The organism is Streptococcus sp. 2579 (assembly GCF_013277195.1).
Lineage (GTDB): Bacteria > Bacillota > Bacilli > Lactobacillales > Streptococcaceae > Streptococcus.
In genome coordinates this window covers 1-11,314 of the sequence record NZ_VMMM01000004.1, presented here as the reverse complement: position 1 = coordinate 11,314, position 11,314 = coordinate 1, and the positions used below count along the sequence as shown (strand labels likewise).

Here is an 11,314-nt window from a genome sequence, read left to right as displayed (position 1 = left end):
ATATACGGCAAGGCGACGTTGACGCGGTTTGAATTTGATTGTAGAAGAGTATTAGTATAGAAAAGTGAATCTGAACTAGTACATCACTGCTTCTAAAACATTCTTATAAATTGATTTAAATTCTCAAATCACATTATTCAGTTCTTATTTCATTTTGCTCTACAATCCTGTTGAGAAGACACGTGTTCATATCAAAAAGGTATTGGCAAGTTGCAATACCTTTTTACGAGGCTCTTTTGTCTTATTTTTGTTTCAACTGACTATATCTCCAGAAGGCTAGGCTATAATTATGATTGATAAGAAGTATCATTCCACGTATCGAGAGTGAATGTTTCAAAATCATGGGTTTCTAGAATGGTCAGGCTGGCATTTGCTAGACTGCCATCTTTACGAAGAAGTGGTTCTTTATATCCTAGAAGAGTACGAAGACTGGCAGTAAGATTGGCACCGTGACCGACAATTAGAATACGCTCAGCTGGACTATCTTTGAGTGATTTGATAAATTGGATGGTCCGTTGCGTGGTGCTATAGAGGGATTCGGCTCCAAACATTTGAGTATCAAATTGAGCAAGATTAGTACGGAAAGCCTGGATTTGTTGCGGGTAAATAGCTTCCAAGGTTGCAATTTTCAAACCTTCCAACTTCCCCAGCTGCCATTCACGAATATTAGGAACACTTTCTAAAGGACAGGGCGTCTTGAGTTGACTTTGGATAATCTCGGCAGATCTGACTGCTCGAGGTAAGTCACTTGAATAGATCTGATCAAAAGGAATATCCTTGAGATACTGGCCTAGTTGTTTTAGGGTTTCAATGGATTCAGGAAGAAGGGGGGAATCTCCACTAGCACCTTGAAAGCGTCCTTCTTGGTTCCAGACTGTACGACCGTGGCGGACAAAGTAGAGTTTCATTACTTGCTGTCCTCCAAAATATCTACAAAGTCTGCCTTTACAAAGCTAGCCAAGTCTTGTGGCACGACGATAATGCTGTGACCAACTTCCCCAGCAGAGACAATCATTTGATCCAAGTCTAGGGCGATTTTATCGATAAAAATGGGGTAATTGTGTTTCTGACGAATTCCGACAGGATTATTGGCTCCATGAATGTAACCAGTTGTTTTTTCCAAGTCCTTTTGTGGAATCATGCTCACTTTTTTATTGCCAGAAATTTTGGCTAGTTTCTTTTCAGACAAGTGTTGAGTGATAGGGACAATTCCGATAATCGGTCCTGTCTTGTCTCCCAAAAGAGCCAAGGTTTTGAAAATCTGATCTCGTTCATAACCTTGAGGAAGCTCTCCTTCCAGGGCATTGATTTGAATCCCCTGATGTGGGATACCTGCTTTAGATAGGATTTGTTCTACTAATGTTTTTTTGACTTTAACTTTTTTTGCCATTATTTATATTTATCCTCCAATTGACTCATCCAAATACCAAGCCAAATTCCTAGAGCAAAGAAGAAGGCGATGATGACATAACCGACAAGTGAAAGACCTGTGTATTGGATACTTTCAGCGTTTCCTGCATTTGGAATCAAGATCAAAAGGGTACTTGATAGGACGATACCGATGATGAAATGATAGACGCATGAGTGGTAGTTGTTTAAGGCATAATCCATCAATTTTGAAAAAACGATGAGAGTGGCACCTGCTCCGATTCCAATCGGGAAGAAGGTTCCCAAGAGGTCAAAGGTTTTAAAACCAGTCAACATCGGAGCATAGAGACCCAAAATCAAAAGTAGATTTGATGGACTGAGGCCAGGAACCAAGACGCCAAGAGCCAGCAGTGCACCTGCTAGGACCAAATTAAGAAAGCTAGCACTTAAGGTTCCAACGACAAAATTTAAGGCATAGAGTCCTAATCCAGAAATGATAAAGGTTGTCCAGAACCAAGCTAAATCAATCTTGTCTCGGTCAGATTCTCGAGTTGATTCCTTGAGAAGGCTAGGAACTGTACCAATGATGGCACCCGCAAAGCTCCATAAGACAAAGACCTGATAATTTTCAAGCAGGTATTCAATCGGGTAGGAAAATAAGCCGATTCCCAGAAGCATACCGATGGCAACTGGAATAAAGTACAAAACATTTTCTTTAAAGTCTTTAAAGGGATGGGCCAGAAAGCCAATCATCCGTTCGTAAATTCCTAAGATTGCTGCTAGAACCCCTCCGGAAATTCCCGGTAGAATAAATCCAAGAGCAATCACAATCCCTTTGATAATGCGCGCTAACCATGAGAGCATATATTTCCTCCAACTATTTCTATTTCAAAAAATCCTTACTATATTGTATCACAATCAAACACAAAAAGAAAAAGCAAATGCTAAACAAATGCTTTTAAGGTTTTAAAAAGATTTTTCTAAAGGTTTCTTCTTTGTTTTTTAAGGGAGAGATGACGTTGATATCCAAATCGTGGTCAAAGCCGGCAATTTTTCCTTTAGATGTGTATTGGTGGATGTCATAATCTAAATCAGTTTTAGGACTGCTCTCCAAAAATCCTGAGTTTGAGCCGTAGGACGGAATCCAAACAGAAGTAAACTTGCCTGTATCAATACTGTGTTCTTCCATGAAGTAGACCCCAACGTAGATTCCGATGTTTTTAGCACCTAGTGATGCTAGTTTTGCTCGAAAGGCTTCAACACCCTCGTTCATATTGGACATGGTTTTGTCCTCCACATCTAGCCAATAGTAGCTAGGGCTGTATGGCGATGAAGCATTATAAAAAACTTCAGCAGCCTTTTCCATTTCTTGGACACTTTTTCCAGCTACATAGGCATAGACAGCAACTGGGACATTCCGCTTTTGAAGTTCAGTGATATGACTCTTATAGGCCTTGTCTATTCCATTGATAAAGGAAGCATCATTTTCTTCTGTCGTTTGAGCACCACTGTGAACACGAACAATAGCGCCTGAAATATTTTGTGAGAGGGCATCGTAGTTGATTTCCTCAGGACGCTGCCAGCCAGAGAGGTCAATAATCGGTTTGTCTAAGTGTTTCAAAGCCTGTGCTTCAATCTGCGCTATGTTGGATTTTGTTTTAAAGGATTGGTTGTCATTAAGTGGGCGATTGATGATTAAAATGAAAATTATGATCCCAAAAAAACCAAATAAAATAAGTGGATGAATTTGTTTTCTCATATCTTATAATTCTACCCTAAAAATCAAAAAAAATCAAAAAAATGGGTTAAGGAAAGGACTTTGGAGCATTTTTTCATTCAAGAGCGCGGAATGATTTGAAATATGGTATAATAAAAGGGAATTTCTAGAGAAAAGAGAAGATTATGTCAAATTATGCCATTATTTTAGCAGCGGGTAAAGGGACTCGCATGAAATCTGATTTGCCAAAAGTTTTGCACAAGGTTGCGGGTATTTCTATGCTGGAACATGTTTTCCGTAGTGTGGGAGCTATCAAACCTGAAAAGACAGTAACAGTTGTCGGACACAAGGCAGAATTGGTTGAGCAGGTCTTGGCTGGACAGACAGAATTTGTGACTCAATCTGAACAGTTAGGGACTGGGCATGCAGTTATGATGACAGAGCCTATCTTAGAAGGTTTGTCAGGTCACACCTTGGTCATTGCAGGAGATACTCCTTTAATCACAGGTGAAAGCTTGAAAAACTTGATTGATTTCCATATCAATCATAAAAATGTGGCCACTATCTTGACTGCTGAAACGGATAATCCTTTTGGCTATGGACGAATTGTTCGTAATGATAATGCTGAGGTTCTTCGCATTGTTGAGCAAAAAGATGCCACCGATTTTGAAAAGCAAATCAAGGAAATCAACACTGGAACATATGTCTTTGACAACGAGCGTTTGTTTGAGGCTTTGAAAAATATTAATACAAATAATGCTCAAGGTGAATATTATATTACAGACGTCATCGGTATTTTCCGTGAAGCTGGTGAAAAAGTTGGCGCTTATACTTTGAAAGATTTTGATGAAAGTCTTGGGGTAAATGACCGTGTAGCTCTTGCGACGGCTGAGTCAGTCATGCGTCGTCGCATCAATCATCAGCACATGGTCAACGGTGTTAGCTTTGTCAATCCAGAAGCAACTTATATCGATATTGATGTTGAGATTGCTCCCGAAGTTCAAATCGAAGCCAATGTTACCTTGAAGGGGCAAACGAAAATTGGTGCTGAGACTGTTTTGACAAACGGTACTTATGTAGTGGACAGCACTGTCGGAGCAGGAGCGGTCATTACCAATTCTATGATTGAGGAAAGTAGTGTTGCAGACGGTGTGACAGTCGGTCCTTACGCCCACATTCGTCCAGGTTCAAGTCTGGGTGCCCAAGTTCATATTGGAAACTTTGTTGAGGTGAAAGGGTCTTCTATCGGCGAGAATACTAAGGCTGGTCATTTGACTTATATCGGAAATTGTGAAGTGGGTAGCCAGGTTAATTTCGGTGCTGGAACCATTACAGTCAACTATGACGGCAAAAACAAATACAAGACAGTCATTGGCAACAATGTCTTTGTTGGTTCAAATTCAACCATTATTGCGCCAGTAGAACTTGGTAACAATTCCCTCGTTGGTGCTGGTTCAACTATTACCAAAGACGTGCCAGCGGATGCGATTGCGATTGGTCGCGGTCGTCAGGTCAATAAAGACGAATATGCAACACGTCTTCCTCATCATCCTAAGAATCAGTAGGAGCCTATCATGGAATTTGAAGAAAAAACGCTTAGCCGAAAAGAAATCTATCAAGGACCAATATTTAAACTGGTCCAAGATCAGGTTGAATTACCAGAAGGCAAGGGAACTGCCCAACGGGATTTGATTTTCCACAATGGAGCTGTCTGTGTTTTAGCAGTAACGGATGAGCAAAAACTCATCTTGGTCAAGCAGTACCGCAAGGCCATCGAGGCTGTCTCTTACGAAATTCCAGCCGGAAAATTAGAAGTAGGAGAAAATACAGACCCTGTAGCAGCTGCTCTTCGTGAATTAGAGGAAGAAACAGCCTATACAGGGAAGTTAGAACTTTTGTATGACTTTTACTCAGCCATTGGATTTTGTAATGAAAAATTAAAATTATACCTAGCAAGCGATTTGACGAAAGTGGAAAATCCGCGTCCGCAGGATGAGGATGAGACCTTGGAAGTCCTTGAAGTGAGCTTAGAAGAAGCCAAGGAATTGATCCAATCAGGTCATATCTGTGATGCCAAGACAATTATGGCTGTACAGTATTGGGAATTGCAGAAAAAATAGAGGAGGTCAATATGGGTAAACCTTTATTAACGGATGAAATGATTGAAAGGGCTAATAGAGGCGAAAAAATTTCGGGTCCCCCTTTGCTAGATGATGAGGAGACCAAGATTTTACCAACCTCTTCTTCCCGTTTTGGTTATGCCAATCCTAGGGAACATGGTTTTAGCCAGGAAACCTTGAAGATTCAGGTCGAACCGTCTATTCATAAAAGCCGTCGCATTGAAAATACCAAGAGAAATGTCTTCAATTCTAAGTTGAATAAAATCTTATTCGCTGTCATCTTTCTCTTGATTTTGCTTGTCTTAGCAATGAAACTTTTGTAATAGAAAAGGAATTGAAATGAAAATAGGAATTATTGCAGCTATGCCAGAAGAACTGGCTTATTTGGTCCAGCATTTAGAAAATGCCCAAGAGCAAGTTGTCTTAGGCAATACCTATCATACAGGCACCATTGCCTCTCATGAAGTCGTTCTTGTAGAAAGTGGAATTGGTAAGGTCATGTCTGCTATGAGTGTGGCGATTTTGGCTGATCATTTCCAAGTGGATGCTCTAATTAATACGGGATCTGCTGGAGCAGTAGCAGAGGGTATCGCTGTTGGGGATGTCGTGATTGCTGACAAGTTAGCCTATCATGATGTGGATGTCACAGCTTTTGGTTATGCTTATGGACAAATGGCGCAACAACCGCTTTATTTCGAATCAGACAAAATCTTTGTTGCCAAAATTCAAGAGAATCTATCTCAATTGGACCAGAACTGGCATCTTGGTTTGATTGCTACAGGAGATAGTTTTGTTGCAGGAAATGACAAGATAGAAGCGATTAAATCCCATTTCCCAGAAGTTTTAGCTGTTGAGATGGAGGGGGCAGCTATTGCTCAAGCAGCGCATGCCCTTAATCTTCCAGTTTTAGTTATTCGAGCTATGAGTGACAATGCCAACCATGAAGCAAACATCTCTTTTGATGAGTTTATTATCGAAGCTGGACGTCGCTCTGCCCAAGTCTTATTAGCCTTTTTGAAGGCCTTAAATTAAGCGAAAATTTGACAGTTTTTCTAGCTTATGATAAGATTTAAGTAAAGAAAAGCTAGAAAACGTTTCAGAGGATATTATGAGTATTGAAATGACCGTCAGTGAGATTGCAGAGGTCTTAGGATTATCTCGCCAAGCAATCAATAACCGTGTCAAAGAATTACCAGAAGAAGACACAGATAAAAATGACAAAGGGGTAACAGTCGTTACCAGAAGTGGCTTGATTAAGCTAGAAGAAATCTATAAAAAAACGATTTTTGAAGATGAGCCTGTCAGTGAAGATGTCAAGCAACGTGAACTGATGGAGATTCTAGTTGATGAGAAGAATGCAGAAATTCTTCGTCTCTATGAACAATTAAAAGCCAAGGATCGTCAGTTATCAGAAAAAGACGAGCAGATGCGTATCAAAGACCGTCAGATTGCTGAGAAAGACAAACAACTCGATCAGCAGCAACAATTGACCCTTCAAGCCATGAAGGATCAAGAAAATCTTAAGCTAGAGCTGGACCAAGCAAAAGAAGAAGTCCAATCCACTAAAAAAGGCTTTTTTGCTCGTTTATTTGGAGGATAATCAAGGAGCTGTTTAGGTTAAATGCTAACCTGATGGCTTCTTTTGTTTGTGAATAGTATAGTTGATTAGAACAGAGATAGTATAGGAGAGGTAGAAAATGGAACGATTAGAAGATTACATTGCTTTTGACTTAGAATTTAATCAGCATGAAGGACAAACACACTTGATTCAAGTATCGGCAGTGCGTTTTAGAGATGGTCAGGAAATCGATGCCTATGATTCCTATGTTCATACCAATGTACCTTTAAAAAGTTTTATCAATGGTTTGACAGGGATTACAGCTGAGACCTTAAAAGATGCTCCTTCAGTGGAGGAAGTCATAAAAGAATTCCAAGAGTTTGTGGGTTCTTTGCCGATGGTTGGGTACAACGCTGCTAAAAGTGATTTACCTATTCTAGCAGAGCATGGTTTAGATTATAGTCAGCAGTATAAGGTGGATTTGTATGATGAAGCTTTTGAACGTCGGAGCTCGGATTTACATGGTATTGCCAATCTCAAGTTGCAAACTGTTGCCTCATTTCTTGGATTTCAAGGTCAGTCCCATAATAGCTTGGAGGATGCTCGGATGACGGCGCGTGTGTATGAGTCCTTCCTAGAATCAGATCAAGCTAGAGAATTGTTAGAGACGGAAAGTAGCTTATCAAACAATCCTTTTGGTGGCTTGGACTTATCTCAATTATTTGACTAGGAGTGCCTATGAAACCTGAAAAACCTAAAAAATTGGGTTTTAAACAGATTTACCTCAATCTTGATAAAATCCTCTTTCTCTTTTTCTTAATTTTTATGATAGTGGAGTATTTGTGGGTCCCATTCAATTCATGGTTGGCTAGCTTCTTATTAGATCAGACAGGTTATCTTTTTATTTCCTATAATAATGTCTTAGCCATCCTCACTCATTCTCCATTGATTAGTCTAGCTTTTTTAGCCTTGATTGTCATTAACCTTCTGGTTGCTTATTTTCAAATAGGACTCCTCTTTATTGGTGCTCGTCATCTTCTCTATCATGAAAAGCGAAGGCTAATTGAGTATATCCGCAAGGTTTTCCATGAAAGTTTTGGATTTATGAAAAAGCTAACTTGCGCTAAAGCCTTGTTTATCTTTTTCTATATAGCTATGCTTTTTCCTTTTATACGGAAAATGCTGAAGATTTATTATCTCAATAAAATCGTTATTCCAGAGTTTATCCAAGATTATTTAGAAGATAAATATTGGATGTGGTGGCTGAGCATCCTACTTCTATCTCTTATTTTTCTCTATATCTCTGTCAGATTGATGTTTGCCCTTCCGAAGATTGTATATGATCAGCTGACTGTTCGAGAAGCAGTGATGTTTAGCTTGGAGAAAACCAAGAAAAGAGTTGCTTTTTATGCTTGGAATTTATTTTATATCTTGCTAAAGGCAAATTTATTATTTTATCTTCCTTTGATTCCTTTGTTATTGGCTCAAACTTTGGTAGATGACATCACTCAGAGAGAGTCTCTGATTCTTGGTATTTTGAATTTTGTTGTGATTAAAAATCTTTATTATATGGCTCTGACTTACTTTTTGGTTAAATTTGTTTCATTTTTGACAGGAAAGGAGCTGGATATGCTTCCTCGGAGAGAAAAAGATCACATCATGCGATGGGGAGTCATGACTTGTGCCAGTCTTTTCTTTGCCTTAGAAGGTTATATTTATCTGGAGGCTCCCATGGTTCATCTACCTCAGCTTATTTCTCACCGAGGGGTTTCCAATGCAAATGGGATTCAAAATACAGTAGAGTCCTTGGAAACTACAGCACAACTCAAACCAGACTTGGTGGAGACGGACGTGCAGGAGACAAAAGATGGGCAGTTTGTCATGATGCATGATGCAAACTTGAAAAATCTAGCAGGTATCAATAAAAGTCCTCAAGACTTAAACTTGGAGGAGCTTAAAGGGATTGATATTTTTGAAAATGGCTACCAGACTAAAATTTCAAGCTTTGAAGACTATCTCAGTCGAGCCAACGAACTTGGTCAAAAATTACTAATTGAAATCAAAACCAGTAAAAAAGATAGTCCAGACATGATGGACCGCTTTTTAGCCCGTTATGCTGCAAAGCTCAAGATTTATGGGCATCAAATCCAATCTTTAGACTACCATGTTGTTGAAAAAGTAAGACAGTATGATGCCGAACTGCCAGTTTATTTCATCATGCCTTACAATTCTGTCTTTCCTAAAACAAGGGCGACAGGATATACTATGGAGTACTCGACCTTGGATGAATATTTTGTAAGCAAACTATGGACAACAGATCAGAAACTTTATGTATGGACTGTCAATGATTCAGAAGCTATCAACAAATCGCTTCACTTAGGAGTAGATGGAGTGATTACAGATGATTTGGAAAAAGTTCAGTGGGAAATAGAAGTAGCCCAAGAAGATCCAGAATATACGGATTTGCTTTTGAAAAAAGCATTGGAATTCTTTGAATTTTAGTAATAAAAAAGAGGAACAACTATTCCTCCCATGATAGGTAAGTATTCTTGTGAATGCTTGCTTTTTTGTGGTTGCAATTCGTTTACGATAAATGTATGTCTTGTTTTTATTTCAATCAACTTTATAGTAATTTGAGATTGGAATAGTACATTACAACTTCTAAAATGGTACTAAAAATTGGGAAAATTCCTTTATTCTCTATATCCATTAGAAAGAATTGATTAAAAATTAGGAGATTTTTAATTTCTTTTCCGAATAAATAGATAGAAGCATCAAATCTAGTAAATTAGATTAAAAAATGTGCTATAATGAAAGGAGAAGAAATATGACTGTACGTCATCCGGGCATTAGCCCGACCAACGATTTGGTTGCTAAGAAAATTTTTAGCAATCCAGAAATCACTTGTCAATTTATTCGCGATATGCTGGACTTGCCAGCAAAAAATGTAACCATTTTGGAGGGAAGCAATATTCATGTACTACCTTCTCTGCCTTATTCAGCCCAAGATTTCTATACCAGTATAGACGTTTTAGCTGAACTAGACAATGGCACTCAAGTTATCATTGAGATTCAAGTTCATCATCAAAATTTTTTCATCAATCGCCTGTGGGCTTACTTGTGCAGTCAGGTCAATCAAAACCTAGAAAAAATTCGCCAACAAGAAGGCAATACTCATCAAAGTTACAAACATATCGCTCCTGTCTACGCCATTGCAATTGTAGACAGCAACTACTTCCAAGATGACTTAGCTTTTCACAGTTTCAGTATGCGCGAGGACACGACAGGTGAAGTCTTAACTATCACAAATAACGGTCAAGAAAACCATCTAGTCAAAATGGCGTTCTTAGAACTAAAAAAATATAGAGAAACCAGCAAAGACAAGGTTCGCAAGCCGTGGTTGGAGTTTTTCGGCAACAAGCCCTTTACCCAGCAACCCGAGCGAGCTATCAGCCAAGCAGATCAACTGCTGGACTATAAGAGCTGGTCCGAGGAGGACAGNNCTACGTATGCGAGAAGAACAAGCCTTGTTAGCGCAGGACTATGCCTTGGAACAAGCTGAGGAAAAAGGTTTAGAGAGAGGTCGTGCAGAAGGCGGTTTCGCGATGTTAGCAAATCTAGTTCGCCAACATGTATTAAGCACTGAATTTGCCAGCCAACAGCTGGGTATGACTGTGGCTGAGTTTGAGGTACTGTTGAAAGAACATGAGTGAGAAATCTGTAAATATTATACGATATGAAAACAATTAAAAAGAATAGCTAAATTTCTTGATGGAAAAGAGATTAGCTATCTTTTTTGTTAGGAAAGTTTGAACTTTTCACTTTCTTTTCCGAATAAATAGATAGAAGCATCGAATCTAGTAAATTAGATTAAAAAATGTGATATAATGAAAGGAGAAGAAATATGACTGTACGTCATCCGGGCATCAGCCCGACTAATGACTTGGTAGCTAAGAAAATCTTTAGCAATCCAGAAATCACTTGTCAATTTATCCGCGATATGCTGGATTTACCAGCAAAAAATGTGACGATTTTGGAGGGAAGTAATATTCATGTCTTGCCTTCTCTACCCTACTCGGCTCAGGACTTCTATACCAGTATAGACGTCTTGGCGGAGTTGGATAATGAAACCCAAGTAATCATTGAAATCCAAGTCCACCATCAGAATTTTTTCATCAATCGCCTGTGGGCTTATCTGTGTAGTCAGGTCAATCAAAATCTCGAAAAAATTCGTCAGCGTGAAGGTGATACCCACCAGAGTTACAAGCATATCGCACCTGTTTATGCAATAGCTATTGTGGATAGTAATTATTTCCAAGATGATCTAGCTTTCCACAGTTTCAGTATGCGCGAAGACACGACAGGTGAAGTCTTAACCATCACAAACAATGGACAAGAAAACCATCTAGTCAAGATGGCATTCTTGGAATTAAAGAAATACAGAGAAACCAGCAAAGACGAGGTTCGCAAGCCGTGGTTGGAGTTTTTTGGGAACAAGCCCTTTACTCAACAACCCGAGCGAGCTATTAGTCAAGCAGACCAACTGCTAGA

At 39.2% G+C, this 11,314-nt stretch carries 12 protein-coding genes and 1 pseudogene; 9 read left to right on the top strand and 4 right to left on the bottom strand.

Annotated features, from left to right (window positions below; translation table 11 throughout):
• Nucleotides 1-287: 287 nt before the first annotated feature.
• From HT725_RS02170 to HT725_RS02155, 4 genes are all read right to left on the bottom strand, one after another.
• The gene (locus HT725_RS02170; protein WP_173218305.1) at nucleotides 288-908 is read right to left on the bottom strand and encodes a histidine phosphatase family protein; all 621 of its coding nucleotides are present in this window, start codon (nucleotides 906-908) and stop codon (nucleotides 288-290) included.
• Complete coding sequence (locus HT725_RS02165; protein WP_173218307.1) at nucleotides 908-1,390, bottom strand: aminoacyl-tRNA deacylase; 483 nt, start codon at nucleotides 1,388-1,390, stop codon at nucleotides 908-910. The genes HT725_RS02170 and HT725_RS02165 overlap by 1 nt, the downstream gene beginning before the upstream one ends.
• Entirely contained in the window at nucleotides 1,390-2,232 is an 843-nt protein-coding gene (locus HT725_RS02160) for a DUF368 domain-containing protein (RefSeq protein ID WP_173218308.1), read from the bottom strand. The genes HT725_RS02165 and HT725_RS02160 overlap by 1 nt, the downstream gene beginning before the upstream one ends.
• Before the next feature lie 94 nt (nucleotides 2,233-2,326).
• The gene (locus tag HT725_RS02155) at nucleotides 2,327-3,127 is read right to left on the bottom strand and encodes a glycoside hydrolase family 25 protein (protein ID WP_173218310.1); all 801 of its coding nucleotides are present in this window, start codon (nucleotides 3,125-3,127) and stop codon (nucleotides 2,327-2,329) included.
• A 143-nt stretch (nucleotides 3,128-3,270) separates the two neighbouring features.
• On the opposite strand from HT725_RS02155, the gene glmU reads away from it, so the two are divergent.
• The 9 genes and pseudogenes from glmU to HT725_RS02110 all read left to right on the top strand — a co-directional run.
• Nucleotides 3,271-4,650 carry a bifunctional UDP-N-acetylglucosamine diphosphorylase/glucosamine-1-phosphate N-acetyltransferase GlmU gene (gene glmU / locus HT725_RS02150; protein WP_173252973.1) on the top strand — a complete coding sequence of 460 codons (1,380 nt, stop codon included), beginning with the start codon at nucleotides 3,271-3,273 and terminating at the stop codon, nucleotides 4,648-4,650.
• A gap of 9 nt (nucleotides 4,651-4,659) precedes the next feature.
• Complete coding sequence (locus HT725_RS02145; protein ID WP_033688949.1) at nucleotides 4,660-5,205, top strand: NUDIX hydrolase; 546 nt, start codon at nucleotides 4,660-4,662, stop codon at nucleotides 5,203-5,205.
• Nucleotides 5,206-5,216: 11 nt separating this feature from the next.
• A complete protein-coding gene (gene macP / locus HT725_RS02140; RefSeq protein ID WP_060628063.1) occupies nucleotides 5,217-5,528 on the top strand; it encodes a cell wall synthase accessory phosphoprotein MacP in 312 nt (103 codons plus the stop codon).
• 16 nt (nucleotides 5,529-5,544) lie between these two features.
• The gene (locus HT725_RS02135) at nucleotides 5,545-6,237 is read left to right on the top strand and encodes a 5'-methylthioadenosine/adenosylhomocysteine nucleosidase (RefSeq protein ID WP_173218316.1); all 693 of its coding nucleotides are present in this window, start codon (nucleotides 5,545-5,547) and stop codon (nucleotides 6,235-6,237) included.
• Between the two features lie 76 nt (nucleotides 6,238-6,313).
• Nucleotides 6,314-6,805 carry a chromosome segregation protein RocS gene (rocS, locus tag HT725_RS02130; RefSeq protein WP_000021242.1) on the top strand — a complete coding sequence of 164 codons (492 nt, stop codon included), beginning with the start codon at nucleotides 6,314-6,316 and terminating at the stop codon, nucleotides 6,803-6,805.
• Between the two features lie 97 nt (nucleotides 6,806-6,902).
• Nucleotides 6,903-7,493 carry a 3'-5' exonuclease gene (locus tag HT725_RS02125; RefSeq protein ID WP_173218318.1) on the top strand — a complete coding sequence of 197 codons (591 nt, stop codon included), beginning with the start codon at nucleotides 6,903-6,905 and terminating at the stop codon, nucleotides 7,491-7,493.
• A gap of 8 nt (nucleotides 7,494-7,501) precedes the next feature.
• A complete protein-coding gene (locus HT725_RS02120) occupies nucleotides 7,502-9,265 on the top strand; it encodes a glycerophosphodiester phosphodiesterase (protein WP_173252972.1) in 1,764 nt (587 codons plus the stop codon).
• A gap of 325 nt (nucleotides 9,266-9,590) precedes the next feature.
• Nucleotides 9,591-10,476 (top strand): annotated as a pseudogene (locus tag HT725_RS02115) (Rpn family recombination-promoting nuclease/putative transposase).
• Nucleotides 10,477-10,667: 191 nt separating this feature from the next.
• Nucleotides 10,668-11,314 (top strand): Rpn family recombination-promoting nuclease/putative transposase (locus tag HT725_RS02110; protein WP_240149603.1); only part of this gene is annotated, 647 nt, incomplete at its 3' end.